The sequence below is a fragment of the Dictyobacter arantiisoli genome (assembly GCF_008326305.1).
In the GTDB taxonomy this organism is placed as follows: domain Bacteria; phylum Chloroflexota; class Ktedonobacteria; order Ktedonobacterales; family Ktedonobacteraceae; genus Dictyobacter; species Dictyobacter arantiisoli.
On the sequence record NZ_BIXY01000016.1, the window covers coordinates 72,550 to 95,475 of the forward strand.

Genomic DNA, 22,926 nt, shown 5'->3' on the forward strand with positions numbered 1-22,926 from the left:
TCTTTAAGCACCACAGGTGCCAAAAATTATGCTTGAAGATCAGGGTATAAGTGTATGCGCCTGTTTATATTCGTAAACGATAGCATGCACTTTTTCAAGATGCTCTTTTTGACCACTTTTAGCAAGATCCTCTTCCAATAACTGATCATATTCAGCTGGCGTGACACGCCAGCCATGCGTGAAAACTGTTTCTCCACCGAACCAGCCTGCAATCACCATGGCAAAGAGAGCTACCAGGGATGAGATCTGGGCGCCAGAGGAGGATTTGTACGTTCCAACCTCCTTATCTTTCAGAGGCCGTTGCCGCAGGATAAGGCTGGTAAGCAGGAGAACGAGTGCAGAGGCATTAAGATAGCCATGGAGCGCACCAGAGCGGCGAGCAGGATGATCACCGGGAACCGCCTGATAGTCCCACAAACCAGTTAATGCTGTCACGATGCCGCTTACAAAAGCCAGACTCAATGTCGCTTTTGCGGCAAAACGCAGTTGCGATAGAGGGGTAAGCCGGCCCAGCAAATCAAAACAGACTCCTGCTACGGTCATACCAATTGGCAAATCGGATAACATGGCGTGAAGAGGATGGCCTTTTACCACGGGATCTTTCAATGAAATGCTCCTCTAACAGCTTTGGAGGTTAAGGAGAACAAACCAGAAGAGCAGTATTTTTCTGATTTGTTCTCATATAATCCATCGCTACTTCTTCTTATTGCCCTGAATAGACGTCACTTCATAGTGGCGCATCTCTTGAATATTGTTAAAGAAAGGACGAACATTTTCAAAGAACCCTTGAAATTCGGGGCTCTTGCGAAATCCCTGGAGGTGGCCCTCAGATGAGTCCCATTCAATGCGCAAGATATAGGAGGTGGGTTCCTCGGCGCAACGGGATAGCTCGTAGCTAAGACAATGGGGAGACTCCTTCAATGCACTTTGTGCATGCTGATATGCATTTTCCAGAGCCTCACCCTGCCCCTCGGCAACGCTATAACGTGTATATTCAACAATCATGTTTCACCTTTCTCCTTTTCCATTTACACTCTTTTGCTTTGGTTCCCTATGGATAATCCATTCACTGCATCTTGTATCTCCATTTACTAATTTATCATCTTAACTGACATATTGCAAGCCAGTAAATATCTACTACAATAAAACTACTTGGAACAATAACCAATTTTGTCAATCACTCCTAAATAAAATATGTGACAGCACTTTACAAATTATTTATAAAACTTCTATATTTCATTTATAAATAAGATATCGCAGTGTAATATATTTTATACTTCACTCGTGTGCAATTTTTTGAAATTAAAAACAAGAAAGGGTTTGACTATGCTAAGAATACACGAAGGATTGCTGGATGACGAACGAGGCACCAATCGTCTCGAAGCCTTTAGTGATGGAGTAATGTCGGTGGCAATCACATTGTTGGTCCTGGATATCCATGTACCAGACGCAAATACACATACAAGTCTCCTGATTGGTTTATTAGCACAAGGACCAAACTACCTGGGCTACATAACTAGTTTTCTGGTGATTGGTATCTTTTGGGCTAATCATCACAATATGTTCAGGCATATCAAGTACACGGACCACAACTTGCTCATCATCAACACCATTTTCTTGATGTTCCTGGCTTTTATCCCTTTTGTCACCTCACTGGTCACAAAATACATGGAATCGGTAAATGGGAGTTATCTGGCAACTATCATGGTGAATGATAGCCATCTGGCAGCTATCATGTACAGCCTGACCCTGTTTATCAACGGCGTTATGTTTAACATTATCTGGTGGTATGCTGCGGGGAAGAGCCATCTTGTAGAGAAAAATTTGGATTTTCAGGTAAAACAAAGAACTACCAGAACTTACCTGGTTGGTTTACCAATTTACCTGTTTGCACTCATCACTTCATTGATAAGTGTTGAGATGAGCCTGATTTTGTGTATTATCGCAGCTCTTGTCTATGCAATGCCAATTGCTGCCTTCCTCAAACGTCTGGTAAGAACAGCAAATGTAGATCAAGAGGAAAGTTCGGAGATAGTCAACAAAACAATGTTATGAGTTCTTTTTGTTGTTTTTACAAGTCAATAAGCAGGAAACAATAAAACAATGCTGTTTTTGCTTCTATTGAAGGGGCAATCTCATCTTTACATCCTCATCAGTATCTGAAGAGGATACTCCGAAATTGCCCCTGACTTCCTCATGATGATTTTTCCTGTCTACCTGGTGTTGGTGTTCAGCCCGACCAATTCTAGCTCTTCATGTTGGAACCACATAGGCCCTTGATTATTTACTCCATCTAATTGAATACAGTAAAAATATAAAGATACTTCAATATCAGCACTCTTATCAATTTCCTGTACAATGCCAGTCAAACATCTAAAGGGACTATAATTTATCACACGAACTTTGCTTCCTCGTTGAAAAGCTCCTTGTTTCATGATGAACTTTCTCTCCCTTCATAAGCGCTAAAATCGGTGCTCATTCAAAAAGGTAAAAATTGTACTTGTATGTACTCGTTTTCTAGCTGTAGCACCCGTATATAGAATGCAATAGATACATTTATAAAAAATCTATAATCAGCCTATATTTAATCCGTGGATTGTGAAAAGGGATACGTCAGCGTGCCATTAAAGAGGAATATATCAGCGAAAGAGAGAATGTCGAGAAGACACAGGCATAGTAAATGACACGCCATTGTGCATCTAAAATTTTGTAGTGATAACGAAAGCTTAAAAGTGCATCTCGCCGCGCATAATAGCCTGACATAAAGTAGTTGTTTCGGGCATCGGCCGCAAATTCAAATCTTCTAAGAGTACTTGCTTACACAACTGATATTGCCGAAGAGCGTCATTACGTCTCCCTTGCAGCGCATAAATGCGCATCAGTAAGCGATAAGCAGCCTCATCGCAACGATTCTCTTCAATGATTTCGTTGGCACAGCGTACAGCATTTTCATAAGAGCACTGTCTCAGGTAGTGCTCAGCCAGGGTATGGCACATTTCTAAATGAATCTGCCGCAATTGTTCACGAAAAGCAAAAGACCAATCCGCATAGAGATCTTCCATCAGGAAGGGACGAATATACAAAGAGTTGGCAATCTCATAATAGGATACAGCGTTCTCACCTTTTAATTTGCGTCCGGTATTATACAAAAGCATAAACTCATCAACATCAGAATGCACATGAAGTGCAGGATTGAGTTGATAAATACTATTTTTGTATAAAATATACTTGTCCTGTAACCCTGACCCATCCTGGAGACAGCGACGCAGAATACTCATGGTGACATTGAGCTTGCGTAGCGCAACTTTTTCGGGATCCTCCGGCCAGAAAAGAGCCATCAGTGTATCTGCGGTGGTACTGTGATCTGTTTGTGCCACGAGATAGCGTAAAATTGCTTGTGCGTTACGATTAGGACAAAGAGGTATAGGTGTTCCACAATAGCGTATTTCAAAGGGTGCCAGACAGATCGCATATAATGAGTGGCCTTTATCCTCCTCTACTAACGAAAGTTTCTGCGCTCCATGGATCCCTCCCTGGGATATGCTGGTGTGCTCCGTCTCATTTAAGAGGCTGATACAGAGCGCATTGAAGGTGGTATTTTTTGACTTTATCTCCTCCTGGATCTCTATAAAATGATCACTGACTTCTTGCATCTTATGTTGGAGCTGACTATAGCGTGTATATTCTTTCATTAACAAATCCAACAAATGAGCGATATGCTCTTGCGCTGGTGTTAAATGCTCACTCGCTATCTTTAGGAGCGGCATACCCTCATTATAGCGCCCTTGTTGAATGTACTCTATTCCTCGCTCAAAAAGATGCTTGACAGAGAGATTGCGCGATGTATTGGTGGAATCCTGCATGTTATCCTTGTCGAATGAGTTCATGTATTGCTCCCCAAATCTTTTTTTTATCCCAGAAATCACTCTGACTTTTTACCAACCAGCAATGCTTATGTACCATAGGTGCTTGATGGCAACAATAATCTGATGCAAAGTCGATTTTTTTGCAAACTTCTTACCATTCGATTCAACAAATCATCCCACTTCGAGAGAATGTTCCTTATGGAATAGATACGTCTAAAATAGAGTTTTCCCACCATGCTCTATTTTATTTCTAGAGTAACTTACTCCCCTGGCGGGCAGTACAAGATGGAGCGTTGTGCTCCACGTATAGAAAGCTGGAGTTGTTTTTATTTATCTACTCATATTGCTCTTCCTCCTAGAATTTCTTTGCTTTTTTATGAGAGTACTAAAACTCCCTACTTGTGCAACAAAAACATCGTCATTATAGAATAAATACCAAATCAGACAATGCTGAGATATCCATTCAATGCAACGACAGGTAAATAACAACAATACATTTATTGGCTACTTGCTAACTGGCTCTCTATCTTTTCGGGTGAAAGCGGGGTGCAGGGGCGGCAGCCCCTGACGGAGCGCGATGGCAGGCATGACAGTCCTCGCCATGATTCCCTTCCCTCATCACCCGGAAGGATAAAGAGCCCGCTAACTTACATAGAATTACTCGATAAACCTGTAAGCAAGCAAGTACATCTTGCACTGGCTGTTATTTTTTTGGCAATAATAAAATTATATGTTATACCCATTTATGTATAATACATTCTATTTATTCTGTCAATCAACTACCAAATTTACGTTTTGTGACTTTTTAAAATTGCTATTGTAATAAAAGTAATTTTAAGGTTATTTAACCTTCTTATAATAAGAATTCTTCTTTGAATAAATGATTTTCAAGAAAATTAGCCCTTTACTTTTTAAGTCATAAACAAAATAGAGATTAAATGTAAAGTAATTATAAATGTGCTCATGTTACTCTTCACAAGAAAGCAAAACAAGACACTATCGATGTGGCGATGCTGCTACATTCCTCTTTTTTCATTACATCGTCGTAAGAACTCCGCATTGGTGATATTCTAGCATTTTGCGTCAGAGATGAAGCTGATTAAAAAGATGCCTGCAATTGATACGGAACAATTAGAAAAACCAACCAGGCATGTGGTAGTGCTGCTTCATACTGTCATGCAAACGCTAAACATCTAGCATTCAAGCTTTTTTCGCTGCTGGCAACGTAAAGGATGGATGTCACTTTTAGTTCGTTCATGCACAAGCAATGATACAGGAAACCCAAAAACATAAGCGTCAAGTCAGTACTGGCACGTATGTTTCAGCGCTTAACAAGAGGTATTCATAATGGCAAAAAAGGTTTTAGTCATTCTCTCTGAATGGGGTTATTGGGGTGAGGAACTGGTTGGTCCTCTGGAAAAATTAGATGCCGCAGGATATGAGCTTATCTTTGCAACCCCAACAGGTAAGCGACCAACGCCTCTGCCTCCCAGCATGGATGCTGATTTCATTGATCCGCCACTCGGAAAATCGGTGACCAGTAAGGAAATGGCCAATAAAGTTCGCGAACTGGATCAATCAAAACGGTTGGACAATCCTCTCAATATCTCAGCGTGGTTGCCGGATCGACCTTACTATAGCTCGGCAAATTTATTGCGCGAAATGGAAGCCTACAACAATGGAGTAGACCAGGTGCAAAAGGAGATCGCTCCCTATGCGGCTATTTTGATCGTAGGTGGAAGTGGTCCAATTGTCGATCTGGCGAATAATCACCGCGTCCATGATCTACTGCTCAGCTTCTATCGAGCAGGCAAACCAGTCGCAGCGGAATGCTATGGAGTGGCCTGTCTGGCCTTTGCTCGCGATTGGAGTGAGCGTAAAAGCATTATCCAGGGCAAACATGTCACCGGTCATTGCAAAGAATATGACTACAAAGATGGGACTGGTTTTGTGGGAAGCGATATCAACATGGGCCCACCACCATATCCCCTGGAATATATTCTCAGGGATGCAACCGCACCAGGCGGAGAATATCACAGCAACTTTGGACGAGAAATCTCAGTTATCGTAGATTATCCATTTGTGACTGGCCGTTCCACCCACGATTCCTACACGACCGGTGAGAAGCTCGTCGAAGTCCTGGAAAATGGTCTCACACGTTACGGCTGGTAAGACGAACGCAGTAGAGCCATTGAGGAGAATAGGCATGGCAGGTAAAACTGGGCGATTTGCCATCATTGAACAATTCCTGGCAGACGGTATTGATCACATGTTCGGGAATCCCGGCACCGTTGAGCAAGGATTCCTGGATGTACTCAGCGAATATCCAAATTTTAAGTACATTCTGACCTTGCAAGAGACTGTCGCATTAGCGATAGCCGATGGCTACACGCGAGCAACAAAAAAACCAACGGTGGTACAATTGCATAGCGGCGTGGGACTGGGAAACGGGATTGGGATGCTCTATCAGGCTAAACGTGGTCACGCCCCCCTGGTGGTGATCAATGGAGAAGCTGGCATCCGCTACGATGCGATGGATGCCCAAATGGCGGCTCAACTGGTAGAGATGGCAAGACCTGTGACCAAATGGGCAACACGAGTAGTTGATCCAACCTCCCTGCTACGTGTATTACGTCGGGCAATCAAGATAGCAGCTACCCCTCCAATGGGTCCCGTTTTTGTCTGCCTACCAATGGATGTTCTTGACGCGTTACAGCTAGAAGATGTAATTCCAACGTCATTGCCGAGCACACGGGCCCTACCTGAGTCTCAGCATCTCTTACAGGCGGCACAGCTCCTCAAAGATGCTCAACGACCAATGATTATCATGGGCGATGGCGTTGCGACATCTGCCGCTCAGGAGGAGCTCACGCGGGTAGCAGAAATTCTGGGGGCGGAAGTATGGGGGGCAGATTCGTCAGAAGTGAATATGAGCGCTGCGCATCCGCTTTTCAAGGGACAACTCGGACATATGTTTGGCGAGCATAGCCGCGCCATTACCACACAAGCGGATGCCGTACTCATCTGTGGAACCTATGTCTTCCCTGAAGTCTTCCCGGCTCTCTCTGAGGTGTTTGCTCGTGATGCGAAAGTCGTACACATCGATCTGGATGCGTATGAAATAGCGAAAAACTTTCCCGTCGATCTGGGACTGGTGAGCGATCCCAAAGCAACGCTGGCCCGCTTAGCAACCGCGTTGCAAACCAGCATGAACGCTGACCAGAAAGCCGCTGCTCAAACGCGTATCACCAGACATGCAGCCGAGAAAGAGCAAGAAAAAGCCCATCAGGATGAGGCGAACCAGGCCAGACGCGACACGATGCCCCTTCATGCCTCGCAATTTATGGAAGAGCTAGCTGCGCAACTACCGTCAGATGCCGTTATCTTCGATGAGGCTTTGACCACCTCTCCAGATCTGGTGCATTACCTGCCTCCAACACAAACAGGGAGCTATTTCCTGACACGCGGTGGCTCGTTGGGAGTTGGCCTGCCTGGAGCATTGGGACTCAAATTAGCGCATCCTGATAAAACAGTCATCGGCTTCAGTGGCGATGGTGGCAGTATGTACACCATTCAGGCGCTCTGGACGGCGGCACATCATAAGATTGGAGCCAAGTTCGTCATTTGTAACAATCACAGCTACGAATTGCTGAAATTAAATATTCAACAATACTGGCGTGAGCGCGATCTACCCGAACGTGAATTCCCCACATCCTTTGAACTGACCGATCCAGCGATTCGCTTTGATGAGCTGGCACAGGCACTGGGGGTCCAGTCCGCGCGAGTAGAAACCCCGGAACAGATTGCCCCGGCTATTCGCCAGGCATTAGCTACCGATGATCCTTTCTTGATCGAGCTGATCATCACCAACGAAGTCCCCGATCACATTGTTCATAAAGCGGTCAACAAGTATGGCATAGCATAAACGAATGCTATGACGCATCGGCATCATATGTTAGCACATGAAGGAGCAAGATAATGGCAACGACATTTGCAAGAAAATTTTATGATGAACAACTAGACTATCTTTCTGCACATGATGTTGATGGCCTGATCGATGATCATTATAACGAGGATGCTATCCTGGTGGGCTTTGATTTCACCGTCAAAGGGAATGCTGCCCTCAAGGAACATTTTCGCAACTATCTTAAAACTCTCGGACGCATCGATGTCAAATCCACCGATAAATTCAATGAAACAGCTGACACTATTTTCTTTGAAGCCAGTGTAGTAACCGATCTGGGACCAGCCACTGTCTTTGATGCCATTGTCCTCAAAAATGGAAAAATTTCATACCATTTTACCGGTGTGAAATAAGCCATCCCATTGCAGCGGTAACATCGCCAGACAATGCTGTCCGTGTGATTACCTGTGTTCCGCAGCAGGAGAAGAAACATTCTCTTGCTTGCGGAGCCGCAACACTAACATGCAACTGCTGATATTTATGCGAGAGGGGACATCGTTTATGAAAATTTCACTGACAGTTAATGGTACTCAGAATACAGCGAACGTTGAACCAAGGATACTTCTAGTGGACTTTATTCGCGATACCTTGAATTTAACGGGGACAAAGTTAGGCTGTGACACAGGCCAGTGCGGCACCTGCGTCATCCAGGTCAATGGTAAACCTGTAAAAAGCTGCTCTATGCTGGCGGTACAGGTGGACGGCTGCGATGTGAAGACCATTGAGGGCGTCAGCCAGCATGGACAGTTGAACACACTCCAACAAAGTTTGTGGGAAAAGCACGGCCTGCAATGCGGTTTTTGTACGCCGGGCATGATTATGACGCTGCTCGATTTTCTGCAACATAATGAAGATCCCAGCGAGGATGAGATCCGCAGTTGCCTGGAAGGGCATCTCTGCCGCTGTACTGGCTATCATAGCGTGGTGCGGGCGGTACGCGATGCGGTGGTAAAGGCGCGGCAGACACAGTCAGCAGATCTTCTGGTAGGAAGCGCAGACTAAAGTTTCTCGATATCATCCCATCCTTTTGACACGAAGAATATTTACTATAAAAAAGAGGGAAGAGATTGTGGTTCAAAAGACCTTTGGCGCTCCGCTAAAAAGCCGCGAAGATCCGCAGATGCTCCAGGGAGAGTCGCCGTATACAGCCGATATCAAACTACCAGGCATGTTGCATATGGCAATCTTACGCAGTGAATATGCTCATGCGAAGATCAAGCATATTGATACAAGCGAAGCTTTGAAGATGCCTGGCGTAGTGCGCGTGATCACAGGAGATGATCTGACAGGCAAGATTATGCCTCTGCCCTGTATCTGGATACCGGGAGGCGTTGAAAGTCATTTCCCGCCCCATCCCTTTGGCTTACCGGGAGCAGGTGATGTACTGGCAAAAGATAGAGTGCGTTTCATCGGCGACTCGGTTGCCGCAGTTGTGGCTGAAACGCGCTACCAGGCGTATGATGCACTGGCGGGCATTCATATTGACTACGAGCCATTACCAGTTGTGGTAGATCCCGAAGATGCGTTAAAAGAAGGAGCCCCCCTCCTCCATGACGCAGTTCCTCATAATTTAAATGCCGATTGGACCTGCGGTGATAAAGCCGCAGCGGATAAAGCGATTGCTGAAGCCGAAGTAGTTGTCAATCTGTCTATGTATAATCAGCGTACGATCAATAATCCTCTTGAGCCACGTAGCGCCATCGGTAACTATGATCCGGTGACAGAAGATTACACGCTCTGGGCTACCACACAATCACCCCATAATCATCGTTTCCTGCTATCGGTACTGGTGCTCGGCATACCATTTAACAAGTTACGTGTCATTGCCCCGACGATTGGTGGGAGCTTCGGTACCAAAGGCTATATTTATCCAGACATGGCCCTGGTCCTTTTCCTGTCTAAGGAGCTGGAACGTCCTGTAAAGTGGGTTGACACGCGCAATGGCTTGATGCGTTCCACAGTGCAGGGTCGCGATCATAAACAGCATGCAACCATCGCAGGCACAAAAGATGGTAAGATTACTGGCTTGCGCTGTACCAGTTACGCTAATCTAGGGGCCTATCCTTCCACCATCGGCCCTGGCGTGGCGACCGCATTGATGGGACGCAGCCTCAGTGGTCCCTATACCATCGAAAACGCCTTCTGTGAAGTCTTCGCGGTCTTTACCAATATTGTGCCACTGGGAGCACAGCGCGGCTCAGGACGTGCTGAGGCGACATTCTTGATGGAACGCCTGGTCGACCTCTACGCGGCAGAGATTGGGATGGACCCGGCAGAAGTGCGTCGTAAAAATATGGTGCCTCCAGACCAGTTTCCTTACGACAATCATCTTGGTTGGACCTACGATTCGGGCAACTACGGCGCGGCCCTTGAACGTGCGCTTGAAATGGTGGATTACGCGCATATCAACGAACGCAAAGCAGAGGCCAGTCGGCGTGGGAAACGCCTCGGCGTCGGTATCGCATCTTTTGTGGCGATTTGTGGCGTTGGACCATCCACGCGTATGTCGAAAGAAGGGATGCTCGGGGGGACATGGGAGAGCGCGAATATCCGAGTTCATCCAAGCGGTGAAGTGGGAATCACGCTCGGTTCCAAATCAACCGGACAAAGCCATGTGACAACCTTCGCGCAAATTGCCGCCGAAGAACTTGGCGTCGATATGGATAACATTCGCGTCTATCACTCCGATACCCAGAAGGCTCCCTATGGACAGGGTACATATGGCAGCCGCTCATACAGCGTTGGTGGCCCGGCCATGTATATGGCAGCTCAGAAGATCAAAGAGAAGATCCGCAAGGCCGCAGCTCATATGTTTGAAGCAGCAGAAGAAGATGTGGTTTATGAAGGCGGAAAGGTCTTTGTGAAGGATACACCTCAAAAGGTCAAGACATTCCAGGAAATGGCGATGGCACTCTGGTACGGCTGGAATCTCCCCGCAGGGATGGAGCCAACCCTGGATGAGACCAGTTTCTTTGATCCTGCCGACTTTAATTATCCCTTTGGGACACATATCGCGGTTATTGAGATAGATAACCAAACAGGTCAGGTTGATCTGGTACGCTATGTGGCAGTTAATGACGCTGGCCCCCTGGGAAATCCTCTGGTGGTCAATGGGCAGGTTGAGGGAAGCATTACCCATGGCGCAGGGCAGGCCTTGATCGAGCGAGCGGTCTACGATGAGCAGGGAATTCTTTTGACGGATAGCTTCACGAGTTATGCGATCCCCAGATCCACCGATCTGCCTGAGTATGAACTTGATTATACTGTCACTCCCTCACCCCATAATGCGCTGGGTGTCAAAGGGGCTGGGGAAATCGCCACTGTTCCTCCGGCGGCTGCGATTGGGAATGCCGTGTGTGATGCCCTCGCTGACCTGGGTATAAAACATATTGACATGCCTTTTACCGCTGAAAAAATCTGGCGCGTGATGCGCGACGCCGAACAAAAGAAGAACGCGGCCAGCAATGGACACCACGTTTAAGTTGGATTACATCGACACAGAGGAGAATAATCGATGATCCCAGCACCATTTGATTATGCGGCACCAACAAGCCTCGAAGAGGCAGTAGGGTTGCTCAATGAGCATAAAGGGGCGCGCATTCTGGCCGGTGGTCACACACTCTTAAACGAGATGAAAATTCATTATATTGACACGCCATCAATGCTGGTGGATCTCCGCCGCATTCCTGTCCTGCGCGGCATCAAGCACGCAGAGGATGGAACCCTACGTATCGGAGCAATGACCACCTTTGCAGAGATTGCCAGTGATCAAGGCATTCTCAAACGCTATATGGCACTGGCAGAAGCCGCCAATAGCACTCCAGATACCCCTGTGCGTAACTGGAGCACGATCGGTGGAAACCTGGCGGCCAGCAGCGTAGGGGCAGATCTCCACGCCGCCATCCTGACATTTGAAGCAACGCTCAACGTCTTCGGACGACAAGGACTACGTACGATCACAGCGCATGATTTTATCTCTGGAGGTTTTGTACTTGCAGCTGATGAAATCATTACATCTCTCGATTTCCCTGCCACTGCTCAGAAGAGCGGGAGTGCCTATGAAAAATTCAAAAATCGTGCCAGCGGCTATGCAGTCTGTGGAGTTGCACTCTACGCTGTACCAGCCTCCGATGGCACCTTACGCGAATGCAGGGTGGCAGTTACGGGAGTCACCAACCATGCCATCCGTCTCCCACACATAGAAACTATTCTTCAGGGCAAGCGTCCAGATGAAGAATTGGTGATAACACCCAATATGATCAGCGAAGAGCAAGATTTCATTGTCGACCTTGCCGCATCCGCCGAATATCGTGCCTATCTGACACAGGTGCTCATTGGGCGAGCACTCAAGCAAGCAATAGCAGAGACAACAAGTCTATAGGAAATTCTTTTTCAGAATCACCGGGCATGCTGTCCAGGCAGATAGCAAAGCCAGTTCAAGTGATGAGTCAAACGAGATTAAAACGAGATTAAGGAGAAAATTCATGTCTACGACAAATGCTCTTACAGAGAACGAAGTGCGACAGTTTGTAACTACCTGGTTTCATAAACTCGATATCCATACCCCACTCGAAGATTTTCTCTCGATGGTCGCGGATGAGAGCATTGAATTCCGCTTTCCTGAGGTAACGGTCACCGATCAGGCTGGATTAATCGATTGGTATAACCGGGTCACACACTCATTCTTTGATGAGGTACACGAGACAAAGGAATTGACCATTACGCCAGAGAGCAATCGGGCGAAGGTTGATCTTTTAACACACTGGCAGGCCAGTACCTGGGATGCACCTGCCGCCAGGAGCCAGCGCATTGAATTTCTAGCACAGCAAACGTGGTATGTGGTGCGTTCAAACAAGACGGGGCAACCAGTTGTGAGCAGCTATCTGGTCAACTCATTCGATCCTGTCGGTGACTCTGCCGCATTGCCAGTGAAATAAGCCAGAGATGCAATCTCACAATTGAGTATATTGACCAGCTGATCGAATGACAGTGTGGTTGTCTGATCAGTCTGGTTGGACGATAGAGATCTTTTATCGCATAAACAGCAAGATAGTGAAAGGATAGATCAGACCATGAGCACATCAGTTGAGACGACCAGTGCAGTGGTGGCGGCCTACTATGAGACGGTAAATACGGGCGATTGGGATCGTTGGCTGGAGCTCTTTGACGACAATGTCGTTGTGGATGAGCAACTGGCGGGACATGTTGAAGGAATCGGCATTTTGCGCGGAGCCGTCAGCGGCTTGAAAAAAGGGTATTCTAAATTCCAGAATAAACCGGTACACACAGTCATTGATGGTGATCAGGCATGCGTCGTTTCGCATATTTCGGCCGCCAATGCCATCGGTGTCCCGATTGAAGCCAACGTTGCAAATTACTTTCGGCTTGCCAATGGCAAAATCGTGTACATGGCAAATTTCCATGATACTGTCCCTTTTGCTCCGTTCGTCAATCAGAAGTTAGATTAATACGGGAGCTGCTATGAGTGCTTATGATTTCATTATTGTCGGAACTGGCTCAGCTGGATCTGTCCTGGCCAACCGCTTGAGTGAAAACCCTTCCGTGCAGGTATTGGCATTAGAAGCAGGGGGATCAGAAGTACCGGCCAATGTCAACAATCCGTCTTTATGGTTTACCTTGCTTGGATCATCGATAGACTGGGATTATACGACCGTGCCACAGCCTGGCCTTGATGGACGTATTACCCATGAGCCGCGTGGTAAATTGCCTGGTGGAAGCAGCAATCTGTATATTATGATGCATATTCGCGGTCATCAATCTGATTATGACTCCTGGGCCTATAATGGCTGTCCGGGCTGGAGTTATCAGGATGTGCTCCCCTATTTCCAGAAATTAGAGCGCCAGGAGGATAATACCAGTCCCTGGGCTGGCAAAAATGGACCACTAGAGGTCGCAAATGCTCAATTGCATGAGCCCAATCCTACCTCTAAAGCTTTTATCGAAGGTTGTCACGAATTAGGCTATCCCATCACTGAAGACTTCAATGGACCTGACATGGAGGGGGCTGGTTGGCATCATGTCAATATTAAAGATGGGAAACGCCATAGCACAGCCGTTGCGTATCTCAATCCCGCGCTGGAACGACCTAATTTGACATTACAAACGAATGCCCAGACAACCCGTCTTCTCTTTGAGGGAAAACGCTGCATGGGTGTGGAATACAGCCAGAACGGTAAGATCCAGCGGGTGACCGCCAGGCGCGAAGTTATTGTCTGTGCGGGAGCCATTGAATCGCCCAAACTGTTACTCCTCTCCGGCATTGGCAATCCCAGTCAGTTGAAGGAGTATGACATTCCCCTGCTGGCCGAAGTTCCGGGCGTAGGCGAAAACTTCCATAACCACGTGTTGACAGGCGTGATCAATGAAGCTTCGCAACCAGTGCCAGCTGGTCATCAAAATCTTTCAGAGAGCGCTCTATTCTGTAAATCAGAGCCGGGTTGGGTAGGACCTGACCTGCAAATCGGCTTTGTCCATGTGCCTTTTAATATCATCGTTGGGCAGGGATATCCCAACTCCATGAGCATTTTACCGGGCCTGGTTCGTCCACTCTCACGCGGTTGGATCAAATTGGCAAGCAAGAATCCACTTGCGAAACCTCTGGTAAATCCTAACTATCTGGGGGTGCCTTCCGACCTTGAGCGTCTGGTGAAAGCCGTTAAAATCGCACGCCAGATCTTTGGAACACAGGCATTCTCTGGTTGGGTAAAGCAAGAACTGATGCCTGGTCCTACAGTTCAGAGCGACGCGGAGGTACGAGCATTCGTAAAGCAAACCGCTGATTCCTATCATCATCAGGTTGGTTCCTGCAAAATGGGACTGGACAATATGGCAGTAGTCGATCCAGAGTTACGCGTCTATGGTGTGGAGGGACTGAGAGTCGCTGATGCCAGCGTGATGCCCTTTGTTCCCTCTGGCAATTGCCACACGGGCATTCTGATGATTGGAGAGAAGTGTTCAGATCTGATCAAAGCAACCCATAGCTTATAAGTCATGCCATTAAACACATCTTTACCCGCCAGGAATTGATTATCTGTTGTGTTACAGCACGCTTACGAAGGAGATCACAATGGGGCTGCAAGGAAAAAAGGTCGGTATTCTGATTGAAAGCGACTACTATGAAAAAGAAATCTTTTATTATGAGCATCGCTTTCCAGAAGAGGGTGTAGAACTCCATTTCATGAGCCGGATGTGGGGTCAACCTTCCATAATGTTTACCGGACACGAGTATAAAGCTCCGTTCGAATGCCATGAAAGCTTTGAGAACATGGATGATGCAACCCTCAAAAGCTTTTCAGCCATTATCGTTCCATCCGCCATGGTTTCTGATCGCCTCAGATATACCGAGGATGTAACCAAGATACCGCCAGCCACCGAATTCCTGAAACGGGCCTTCGCCGAAAAGAGCATCCTTAAAGGGATTATCTGTCATGGAATGTGGCTGGTCGCGCCGGCGCCGGAACTCGTGCGAGGACGCCGAGTGGTCGCACATAACAATTTGATCGGTGACGTTCGCAATATGGGCGCAATCTATACCAATGAAGATGTGGTCGTGGATGGGGATCTGGTTACGGGGCGATCAGGTCCGCTGTGTCACTTTTTCGCACATACGATCCTGGACATTCTGGCCCATCAATAAGCAGTGAGGAGAAAGCAAGCATGGCTACACTGGCATTTTCACATGTCGCGCTCACTTGTCAAGATCCTCTGAGTATCGAACGCTTTTATACGCAATACTTTGGATTCACACGCGCCAGAGTGATAGCAATCGGCGAGGGTCAGGTCGTCTTTCTCAAGCGAGAGGATACCTATCTTGAGTTGTTTCCAGCAACACAGGTGGCACCTCTGGCATCCGCTAAGGGCTCCGGGCCTGAATATCCAGGTTGGCGTCATCTCGCCTTCGCGGTTGAAAATGTCGATGCCGCCCTGGCGGAGATTGGCAATGCCGCCAGGATCACCTTAGGTCCAATCGATTTTGATAGCGTCATTCCAGGCTGGCGTACGGCGTGGCTCGCCGATCCCGAAGGCAATATCGTTGAAATCAGTCAAGGCTATACCGATCAAGAGAACCCACCGCAGCTAGAAGACACACCATTGAGTTAGCTTGCACAAAGGGAGACACAATGACAACGCGCATAAAGAAAACCCACAAAGAAAAGCATACACATGTAGAGGATACAGTAGTAGCAACTACTATTGAAACTGAATATGGTTATCCTCATCCTCTAGGTGCTACGATCAACGAAACCGGTATCAATTTCTCCGTCTTCGCGGATCGTGCGACATCCGTTGAGTTGCTGCTGTTTGATGAACATGACGATCCAGATCCCATCTTTACTATCAAGCTTGATCCGCAAAAAAACAAAACCTTCCACTTCTGGCACGTCCTTGTCAAAGGGGTTCAACCCGGCATTCACTATGCCTATCGGGTCGATGGCTATCAGGACGTACACGGCAAGGGAGATAGCTATAATCCCAACAAAGTTTTGATTGATCCTTACGCCCGGGGAAATACTGATGCCCTATGGGATCGTGGCAAGGCATGTAATGGGGAAGACAATGTGACAACCTCGATGCGCAGCGTGGTTATTGATACATCTCATTATGATTGGGAAGGGGATCGGCCATTAAACCGGCTCATGAAAGATACCATCATTTATGAAATGCATGTCAAAGGATTCACTCGTTCTTCTTCCTCAAACAGTCAATATGCAGGCACCTTCTCAGGAGTCATAGAAAAGATCCCCTATCTCCAGGAACTCGGGGTTACAGCGGTCGAACTCCTGCCTGTATTCGACTTTGATCAGAAGGAGGTAAAACAAATCAGCCCCGATGGGACACCTCTAACGAACTACTGGGGTTATGATCCGATCAGTTTCTTCGCACCAGAGAATACCTATTGTGTCTCGGCTGAAGCCGGTGGACATACAAGAGAGTTTCGAGACATGGTCAAGGCGTTCCATAAAGCTGGCATCGAGGTCATCCTGGATGTCGTCTTTAACCACACCAGCGAAGGCAATGAAAATGGTCCGACGATCAATTTCAAAGGTTTTGCGAACAGTTGCTACTATATGCTTTCAGCTCAGGATCGCCGTTATCATATGAACTTTTCCGGCTGTGGCAACACTCTGAATGGGAATCATCCAATCACGGAAAAAATGATTATCGACTCCTTGCGCTTTTGGGTCAATGAAATGCATGTCGATGGCTTCCGTTTTGACGAAGCTGCCATTTTGAGCCGCGATGAAAATGGCATCCCTATGACCTATCCTCCGGTCATATGGAATATCGAATTATCAGAGGTGCTGGCGGATACCAAAGTTATTGCGGAAGCCTGGGATGCAGCCGGGCTCTATCAGATCGGTTACTTTCCAGGATATCGGTGGGGTGAATGGAACGGAATCTTTCGCGATGCGGTACGACACTTTATCAAAGGAGATCAAGGCTACGTCGATGGAAAAACAATTGTGGGGCGCATCGCAGATGTCATTGCTGGCAGTGCCTCGATCTTTGAATTTAGTGGTGAGCTCCCCATTAATAGCATCAATTTCATCACCGCACATGATGGTTTTACCCTCAACGACCTTGTTTCCTACAATGGAAAACACAACGAGGTCAATGGTGAAAACAATAATGATGGCATTAACGACAATTTAAGCTGGAACTGTGGGGCTGAAGGAGAAACCGGTGATCCTGAAATCCTGGCATTGCGCAAACGTCAGATCAAGAATTTTATCACCCTACTCATGATCTCACAAGGTGTTCCCATGTTTGTGTACGGCGACGAGGTACAACGTACGCAACACGGCAATAACAATGCCTACTGCCAGGATAATGAGCTAAGCTGGTTCGATTGGAACCTGGTCGATAAAAACCAGGATATGTTTCGCTTCTTCAAATGGATTATCGCATTTCGCAAACAGCATTCTCTCTTGAGACGCAACAACTTCTTCGAGGGAAAGGTTAATCAGCGCGGATTGGCCGATATCTCCTGGCACGGTTGCAGTCTGAATCATCCGGGATGGCAAGATCCCGAGTCACGCGTCCTGGCAGTAACAATGGGAAGCATTGCCGAAGAAAGCAGCGAGGATGATGCGGACATCCATGTCATGTTCAACATGGACTGGGAAGATCTCGAGTTTGATGTCCCACTCCTGACAGATCGAAGCTGGTACAGAGTTGTAGATACAGCACAACCATCTCCCAACGATATTCTGGAACCAGGACAAGAAGTAGCCTTTACCGGCAACAGCTATCGCGTCGGTAATCGTAGTGTCGTTGTATTAATTTCTCGCTAAAAATTCACAGTTGTCCATTTGCTCTAGATACGAAAGGTAAGGTCATTCATGACTGCTGAAACAAATAAGCAAACCAACAACTCAATATCTTTTCCATTTTCCGACACCATCGCAGGATATATCACCTCGGTAGATAATGGTAAAAAAACCTTTGGTCTACGTACAAGCGATGGTCGTGAATTTGAAGTAAAAACAACAGACACAAGCTACGGTGAGTTACTACGGAACCTGGGAGAAGCCTATCAAGACCCTGGCACATCGCTGGAACATATCCTGGAAGCCGGAAAATACGTATTCGCCTACGGCATCTTCTATCCCGAAGGCGGAGGCTTCACATTCGAGGCCAAACATATCATCTTTACCGGTCCTGAGTTAGGCGATTATCGCTTTGAAAAGCAAGACTGGTGGATCAACCAGATCCGCTCGCTCGCCGAGTTCTACTTCAATGCGCAATTCGCAGATGGCAATGTCGACTATAGCACCTATCGCACCCATCTTACCCTGGAAGGTCAACGCATCGAGAGCAACCGCCAGGAAACAGATACCATCTCGCGTATGATCTACGGTTTTGCCTCAGCATTCCTGCTTACCGGCGAAGATCGCTATCTGGAAGCCGCCGAAAAAGGGACGGAATACCTGCGTGAGCATATGCGCGCCGTCGACGAGGACGAAAATATCGTCTACTGGTATCATGCCATGGATGTGCAGGGCTCGCATAAACGCAAAATTCTGGCCTCACAGTTTGGCGATGACTACGATGCTATCCCAGCTTATGAGCAGATCTATGCGCTGGCCGGTCCTATTCAGACCTACCGTATCACAGGAGATTCACGTATCCTGCGGGATGCCGAGATGACCATCAATCTCTTTGACAAGTTCTTTCTCGATCCAGAAAAGGGGGGATACTTCTCGCACGTTGATCCGATCACCTTTGATCCGCGTGCAGAATCCCTGGGACAGGACCGGGCCCGCAAGAACTGGAACTCGGTTGGTGATCATGCACCGGCGTATCTCATCAATCTCTGGTTAGCAACGGGTGAAGATAAATATGCGGATTTTCTGGTCAACACGGCTGATACAATCGCACAGCATTTCCCGGATCCAGAACACAGTCCATTTGTCCAGGAGAAATTCCATGAAGATTGGAGCCACGACACAACCTGGGGCTGGCAACAGAACAGGGCGGTAGTAGGCCATAATCTCAAAATTGCCTGGAACCTGATGCGTATCAATCACCTGCGTCCACATGAGCAATATACGACGCTGGCAAAAAAAATCGCTGCGATCATGCCCACCGTTGGCATGGATACCCAGCGTGCCGGCTGGTATGATGTCGTAGAACGTGTGCGTAAGGAAGGTGAAGAGTGGCACCGTTTTGTCTGGCATGACCGCAAAGCATGGTGGCAACAGGAACAGGCCATTCTGGCTTACCTGATTCTGCATGGTTCCCTCAAAGAGCCAGAGCACCTGCGCCTGGCCCGTGAATCAAGTGCCTTCTATAACGCCTTCTTCCCGGATCATGACAATGGCGGCGTCTACTTTAACGTCCTGGGAAATGGTCTCCCCTATCTCCTGGGAACCGAGCGCTTAAAGGGCAGCCACTCGATGTCTGGCTACCATTCATTTGAGCTCTGTTATCTGGCCTCTGTTTACACCAATCTGTTGATCACCAAAAAGCCGATGGACTTTTACTTCAAACCGATCTCGGGCGCGCTCAAAGACGATATCCTGCGCGTGCAGCCAGATATCCTCCCACCGGGAAGCGTGCAACTCGAAGAGGTCTGGATCAATGGCGAGCCATATCATGATTTCGATCCTGTTGCCATGACCATTAAACTTCCCCGCCTACAAGAACACCATACGCTTGAAGAGCGTCCGACATGGAGCGGCAATCCTACCCTTTCTCCAACTGCAACGCGTGAGTTGAAGGTACGGGCCCGTATTGCTCCTGTTGGCATAACATTTGACTCGGAACTTGATATCGTTGACGGTATTGCACAGTTACGTCTGTTTGGCAACGTCAATAACGGAGCTGAGAATACCTTAAAGGTGCTGCTGGATACTATCATTTCCACACATCCCAAACAATTTGTATTGAACCTGGAAAACTTACAGTCGATCTCTAAAGAAGCAGCTCGTGTCATGAGCTTTGTAAACGAAAAGTCCGATCTGGATAAAAGCATCCAGATTATCGGTGCCAACGATAGCATCAAAGATGTATTGCGGAGTGTGGACGCGTTAGAACAATTCGATGTTTCAGATGTGGAAGAAACACCTAAAGAAGGTGCTGTACGCTAATTAGTATGCGGTAGAATACATGCTGCTCGGTTATTGAAAAGGAGTGGGGGAAAAATGAAACTACTCATACTTTTGACAAATCAGTCAAAACTCCATTTGATCGATGGGGAACTCCATCCATCTGGCTTTTGGGCGGAAGAATTAGTAGTGCCTTATAAGCGCTTCAAGCAGGAGGGATACGAAATCAATATTGCAACCATCGGGGGCATTCGTCCAACCCCCGATGAAACCAGTATTGATCCTAACTTTTTGAAATATGTCAGGCCGGAGCATTCAGAGAACCACGATCTGGAAGCATCTAAAGAATACATCCAGGTCATTGAGAACCTGACTGATTTACACCATCCTATGAACATCAATACGCTCACTGAAAAACAGATGGCATCCTACGATGGCGTTTACATCAGTGGAGGCCACGGTGCGATTGGGGATTTCACCAAGTCCGACGCTCTTACACAGGTCATCCGCTGGACATTGGAACTGGAAAAACCGCTTGCCGTTGTCTGCCATGGACATTGCGCGCTGCTCGCCTTGCGTGACGGTGAAAGCGTCTGGCCATTCGCTGGCTATCGGATGACCTGTTTCTCACATAGCGAAGAACTTGTCACCAATATGGCGGGTAAACTGCCATTAGTATTAGAGGTTGAAATCAAACGACTCGGTGCACACTATGAGAAAGCCGATACCATCTGGGATTCGCATGTGGTTGAGGATCGCAATCTCTTAACGGGCCAGAATCCCCATTCATCTAAAGCTCTGGCCGAGGCCTTTGTAAAGAAATTGAATAGTGCCAATCAGTAGACGATAGAGTCAGGAGCATGAGAGAGCAGCACGGATTGCCTTTTCTTTCAATCACCTTCAATGGTATTGTTCAAGAAAACAATCCTTGTGCTGTTCTGTTTTCACTGCTGTAAATACTCTTTTCTAACAATCGAATTGTGTAATTCTCTTTGCTTGACACACTATATGTCATAGCGTAGTATATAAATAGATGCTTTTAGTAACAGTAAAATAACAAAGAAACGAGCCGGATAAGCTAGATCCTGTTGCGAAGCGATAAAAAGGAAGATGTAGATGACAAAGGAGTGCACACACATTGATCACATTCATGAAGTTACTCCCAGTGCGGACGGATGTGAGGATTGTTTAAAAATCGGAGATACCTGGATACATTTGCGCCTCTGCCTGGAATGTGGGCACGTTGGCTGCTGTGACTCATCAAAAAACAAACATGCAACCAGGCATTTCCATAAGACAAAGCATCCAATTATTCAGTCATTTGAACCTGGCGAGGACTGGGGATGGTGCTATGTCGATCAGGTGGAACTTGAATTCAGCGAATAAAAGATGCGCATACTATGCCACGCATTATGCGGCATATGACACAGCACATACGTATTCAGCTCAGTAAAAGGAAAGAGAAAGATGAAGATTGGTATCATTGGTACTGGCCGTATTGGTTCTACCCTGGCTCAACTTTTCGCCAAAGCAGGCCATGCTGTTGCGATTAGCAATTCGAGAGATCCAGAGACGCTCGCCTCCCTGGCCGAAACGCTTGGTGCAAACGTCCAGGCTATGCATCCAGATGAAGCGGTCCAGTTTGCTGACTGTGTCTTACTCACCATTCCCTGGATCAAACGAGATACACTTCCGCCAGCACGACTATTTGAGAATAAAATCACCATTGATGCGACGAATCATTATGGACCACGCGGAGTGGTTGATCTGGGGGAATCAAGCTCGAGTGAAGAGATGTCGAAACAATTGCCTGGAGCGCGCTTAGTAAAAGCCTTTAATACAATGTACTATGAAACCCTACGCACGGGTGGACGGAGCGCGCCCGAAGAACGGCTGGCCCTTTTCATTGCCGGAGATGACTCTGAAGCCAAAGCAGTCGTTGCCCGACTGATTGAGGATATTGGTTACGCCGCAATTGATAGTGGCTTCCTGCGTGAAGGAGGCTTGATCCAGCAACCTGGCTCGCCCATCTATAACGTTCCTATGAACTTTTCAGAAGCCCAACGCCTCCTGGCGGATCTCAAATAGTACGTTTTTAGAGAGCATCTAATTCAATGGTCTCTATAATCTCCAACTATGAATTTTCGTGCTCCTGGTGTTCAAAAAGGTTTAAGCATGTGGAGCAGAAAACGTATGCTCAGCACACATTTTCTGCTCCACATGCTTAAAGCGAAAAGAGCACAAAAAAACCGCCAGCTTGGCGGCTAAGGAAAATGTTCCCGACTGGAATTGAACCAGCGCCACCGGTTTCGGAGACCGGTGCTCTATCCACTGAGCTACGGGAACTTCATCAAGGAGTATACCATATTCGTCAAGCTTTCTCAAGACGCATCTCAAGCCAGGGTGCGCGTCATTTTTTTGCGGGAGGCTTGGCAGGAGAAAAGAAAGATGATACACTGGAAGCAGTAAAGAGTGGAGGATGAGATGGAAGAAGCAATGGACAAAGAATGGCGCGATTTAAGCG

The 22,926-nt window shown here is 47.2% G+C and carries 21 protein-coding genes and 1 tRNA gene; 17 read left to right on the top strand and 5 right to left on the bottom strand.

What is annotated here, in order from left to right:
- Nucleotides 1-39: 39 nt before the first annotated feature.
- The gene (locus F1593_RS07590; protein ID WP_149400954.1) at nucleotides 40-606 is read right to left on the bottom strand and encodes a DUF2231 domain-containing protein; all 567 of its coding nucleotides are present in this window, start codon (nucleotides 604-606) and stop codon (nucleotides 40-42) included.
- A gap of 87 nt (nucleotides 607-693) precedes the next feature.
- Nucleotides 694-1,005 (bottom strand): antibiotic biosynthesis monooxygenase family protein, encoded by a 312-nt coding sequence (locus F1593_RS07595; RefSeq protein WP_149400955.1) that lies wholly within the window; start codon nucleotides 1,003-1,005, stop codon nucleotides 694-696.
- Between the two features lie 321 nt (nucleotides 1,006-1,326).
- Here F1593_RS07595 and F1593_RS07600 point away from each other — a divergent pair, with 321 nt between their 5' ends.
- Nucleotides 1,327-2,055 (top strand): TMEM175 family protein, encoded by a 729-nt coding sequence (locus F1593_RS07600; RefSeq protein WP_149400956.1) that lies wholly within the window; start codon nucleotides 1,327-1,329, stop codon nucleotides 2,053-2,055.
- A 158-nt stretch (nucleotides 2,056-2,213) separates the two neighbouring features.
- Here the strand turns inward: F1593_RS07600 and F1593_RS07605 are convergent, their stop codons facing one another.
- The gene (locus tag F1593_RS07605; RefSeq protein ID WP_149400957.1) at nucleotides 2,214-2,435 is read right to left on the bottom strand and encodes a hypothetical protein; all 222 of its coding nucleotides are present in this window, start codon (nucleotides 2,433-2,435) and stop codon (nucleotides 2,214-2,216) included.
- A 291-nt stretch (nucleotides 2,436-2,726) separates the two neighbouring features.
- Nucleotides 2,727-3,887 (bottom strand): AfsR/SARP family transcriptional regulator, encoded by a 1,161-nt coding sequence (locus F1593_RS07610; protein ID WP_149400958.1) that lies wholly within the window; start codon nucleotides 3,885-3,887, stop codon nucleotides 2,727-2,729.
- A 1,326-nt stretch (nucleotides 3,888-5,213) separates the two neighbouring features.
- Here F1593_RS07610 and F1593_RS07615 point away from each other — a divergent pair.
- The 16 genes from F1593_RS07615 to F1593_RS07690 all read left to right on the top strand — a co-directional run bounded on the left by F1593_RS07615 (nucleotide 5,214) and on the right by F1593_RS07690 (nucleotide 22,490).
- Nucleotides 5,214-6,038: a type 1 glutamine amidotransferase domain-containing protein gene (locus F1593_RS07615; protein WP_149400959.1), complete on the top strand. Its 825-nt coding sequence runs from the start codon at nucleotides 5,214-5,216 to the stop codon at nucleotides 6,036-6,038.
- A 34-nt stretch (nucleotides 6,039-6,072) separates the two neighbouring features.
- Nucleotides 6,073-7,791, top strand: a complete 1,719-nt coding sequence (locus F1593_RS07620; RefSeq protein WP_149400960.1) for a thiamine pyrophosphate-binding protein — start codon at nucleotides 6,073-6,075, stop codon at nucleotides 7,789-7,791.
- Nucleotides 7,792-7,844: 53 nt separating this feature from the next.
- Nucleotides 7,845-8,183 (top strand): nuclear transport factor 2 family protein, encoded by a 339-nt coding sequence (locus F1593_RS07625; protein ID WP_149400961.1) that lies wholly within the window; start codon nucleotides 7,845-7,847, stop codon nucleotides 8,181-8,183.
- 148 nt (nucleotides 8,184-8,331) lie between these two features.
- Nucleotides 8,332-8,832: a (2Fe-2S)-binding protein gene (locus F1593_RS07630; RefSeq protein ID WP_149400962.1), complete on the top strand. Its 501-nt coding sequence runs from the start codon at nucleotides 8,332-8,334 to the stop codon at nucleotides 8,830-8,832.
- 67 nt (nucleotides 8,833-8,899) lie between these two features.
- Nucleotides 8,900-11,311, top strand: a complete 2,412-nt coding sequence (locus F1593_RS07635) for a xanthine dehydrogenase family protein molybdopterin-binding subunit (RefSeq protein WP_216368806.1) — start codon at nucleotides 8,900-8,902, stop codon at nucleotides 11,309-11,311.
- Nucleotides 11,312-11,344: 33 nt separating this feature from the next.
- The gene (locus F1593_RS07640; RefSeq protein WP_149400963.1) at nucleotides 11,345-12,211 is read left to right on the top strand and encodes an FAD binding domain-containing protein; all 867 of its coding nucleotides are present in this window, start codon (nucleotides 11,345-11,347) and stop codon (nucleotides 12,209-12,211) included.
- Between the two features lie 103 nt (nucleotides 12,212-12,314).
- Nucleotides 12,315-12,767 (top strand): hypothetical protein, encoded by a 453-nt coding sequence (locus F1593_RS07645; RefSeq protein WP_149400964.1) that lies wholly within the window; start codon nucleotides 12,315-12,317, stop codon nucleotides 12,765-12,767.
- Between the two features lie 135 nt (nucleotides 12,768-12,902).
- Entirely contained in the window at nucleotides 12,903-13,298 is a 396-nt protein-coding gene (locus F1593_RS07650) for a nuclear transport factor 2 family protein (RefSeq protein ID WP_149400965.1), read from the top strand.
- A 13-nt stretch (nucleotides 13,299-13,311) separates the two neighbouring features.
- Complete coding sequence (locus F1593_RS07655; RefSeq protein ID WP_149400966.1) at nucleotides 13,312-14,838, top strand: GMC family oxidoreductase; 1,527 nt, start codon at nucleotides 13,312-13,314, stop codon at nucleotides 14,836-14,838.
- Nucleotides 14,839-14,917: 79 nt separating this feature from the next.
- Nucleotides 14,918-15,487, top strand: coding sequence for a DJ-1/PfpI family protein (locus F1593_RS07660; RefSeq protein WP_149400967.1), 570 nt, complete (start codon nucleotides 14,918-14,920; stop codon nucleotides 15,485-15,487).
- A gap of 20 nt (nucleotides 15,488-15,507) precedes the next feature.
- On the top strand, nucleotides 15,508-15,951 hold the full coding sequence (locus tag F1593_RS07665) for a VOC family protein (protein ID WP_149400968.1): 444 nt from the start codon (nucleotides 15,508-15,510) through the stop codon (nucleotides 15,949-15,951).
- A gap of 20 nt (nucleotides 15,952-15,971) precedes the next feature.
- Nucleotides 15,972-18,146: a glycogen debranching protein GlgX gene (gene glgX / locus F1593_RS07670; RefSeq protein ID WP_149400969.1), complete on the top strand. Its 2,175-nt coding sequence runs from the start codon at nucleotides 15,972-15,974 to the stop codon at nucleotides 18,144-18,146.
- Between the two features lie 48 nt (nucleotides 18,147-18,194).
- Nucleotides 18,195-20,444 carry an AGE family epimerase/isomerase gene (locus F1593_RS07675; protein WP_149400970.1) on the top strand — a complete coding sequence of 750 codons (2,250 nt, stop codon included), beginning with the start codon at nucleotides 18,195-18,197 and terminating at the stop codon, nucleotides 20,442-20,444.
- A 54-nt stretch (nucleotides 20,445-20,498) separates the two neighbouring features.
- Entirely contained in the window at nucleotides 20,499-21,245 is a 747-nt protein-coding gene (locus F1593_RS07680) for a type 1 glutamine amidotransferase domain-containing protein (RefSeq protein WP_149400971.1), read from the top strand.
- 273 nt (nucleotides 21,246-21,518) lie between these two features.
- Complete coding sequence (locus F1593_RS07685; protein ID WP_149400972.1) at nucleotides 21,519-21,788, top strand: UBP-type zinc finger domain-containing protein; 270 nt, start codon at nucleotides 21,519-21,521, stop codon at nucleotides 21,786-21,788.
- Between the two features lie 81 nt (nucleotides 21,789-21,869).
- Nucleotides 21,870-22,490, top strand: a complete 621-nt coding sequence (locus tag F1593_RS07690; protein ID WP_149400973.1) for an NADPH-dependent F420 reductase — start codon at nucleotides 21,870-21,872, stop codon at nucleotides 22,488-22,490.
- A 186-nt stretch (nucleotides 22,491-22,676) separates the two neighbouring features.
- On the opposite strand, the gene F1593_RS07695 is transcribed toward F1593_RS07690, so the two are convergent.
- Nucleotides 22,677-22,748: transfer RNA gene (locus tag F1593_RS07695), tRNA-Arg, on the bottom strand.
- Between the last annotated feature and the right edge of the window lie 178 nt (nucleotides 22,749-22,926).

What these genes read in the sequence shown, in the direction of transcription:
- F1593_RS07685 (WP_149400972.1), top strand. Translation starts at nt 21,519, where the DNA reads ATGACAAAGGAGTGCACACACATTGATCACATTCATGAAGTTACTCCC.
- F1593_RS07680 (WP_149400971.1), top strand. Translation starts at nt 20,499, where the DNA reads ATGAAACTACTCATACTTTTGACAAATCAGTCAAAACTCCATTTGATC.
- F1593_RS07645 (WP_149400964.1), top strand. Translation starts at nt 12,315, where the DNA reads ATGTCTACGACAAATGCTCTTACAGAGAACGAAGTGCGACAGTTTGTA.
- F1593_RS07665 (WP_149400968.1), top strand. Translation starts at nt 15,508, where the DNA reads ATGGCTACACTGGCATTTTCACATGTCGCGCTCACTTGTCAAGATCCT.
- F1593_RS07655 (WP_149400966.1), top strand. Translation starts at nt 13,312, where the DNA reads ATGAGTGCTTATGATTTCATTATTGTCGGAACTGGCTCAGCTGGATCT.
- F1593_RS07625 (WP_149400961.1), top strand. Translation starts at nt 7,845, where the DNA reads ATGGCAACGACATTTGCAAGAAAATTTTATGATGAACAACTAGACTAT.
- F1593_RS07620 (WP_149400960.1), top strand. Translation starts at nt 6,073, where the DNA reads ATGGCAGGTAAAACTGGGCGATTTGCCATCATTGAACAATTCCTGGCA.
- F1593_RS07600 (WP_149400956.1), top strand. Translation starts at nt 1,327, where the DNA reads ATGCTAAGAATACACGAAGGATTGCTGGATGACGAACGAGGCACCAAT.
- F1593_RS07650 (WP_149400965.1), top strand. Translation starts at nt 12,903, where the DNA reads ATGAGCACATCAGTTGAGACGACCAGTGCAGTGGTGGCGGCCTACTAT.
- F1593_RS07690 (WP_149400973.1), top strand. Translation starts at nt 21,870, where the DNA reads ATGAAGATTGGTATCATTGGTACTGGCCGTATTGGTTCTACCCTGGCT.
- F1593_RS07610 (WP_149400958.1), bottom strand. Translation starts at nt 3,887, where the DNA reads ATGAACTCATTCGACAAGGATAACATGCAGGATTCCACCAATACATCG.
- F1593_RS07660 (WP_149400967.1), top strand. Translation starts at nt 14,918, where the DNA reads ATGGGGCTGCAAGGAAAAAAGGTCGGTATTCTGATTGAAAGCGACTAC.
- glgX (WP_149400969.1), top strand. Translation starts at nt 15,972, where the DNA reads ATGACAACGCGCATAAAGAAAACCCACAAAGAAAAGCATACACATGTA.
- F1593_RS07595 (WP_149400955.1), bottom strand. Translation starts at nt 1,005, where the DNA reads ATGATTGTTGAATATACACGTTATAGCGTTGCCGAGGGGCAGGGTGAG.
- F1593_RS07630 (WP_149400962.1), top strand. Translation starts at nt 8,332, where the DNA reads ATGAAAATTTCACTGACAGTTAATGGTACTCAGAATACAGCGAACGTT.
- F1593_RS07605 (WP_149400957.1), bottom strand. Translation starts at nt 2,435, where the DNA reads ATGAAACAAGGAGCTTTTCAACGAGGAAGCAAAGTTCGTGTGATAAAT.
- F1593_RS07615 (WP_149400959.1), top strand. Translation starts at nt 5,214, where the DNA reads ATGGCAAAAAAGGTTTTAGTCATTCTCTCTGAATGGGGTTATTGGGGT.
- F1593_RS07675 (WP_149400970.1), top strand. Translation starts at nt 18,195, where the DNA reads ATGACTGCTGAAACAAATAAGCAAACCAACAACTCAATATCTTTTCCA.
- F1593_RS07640 (WP_149400963.1), top strand. Translation starts at nt 11,345, where the DNA reads ATGATCCCAGCACCATTTGATTATGCGGCACCAACAAGCCTCGAAGAG.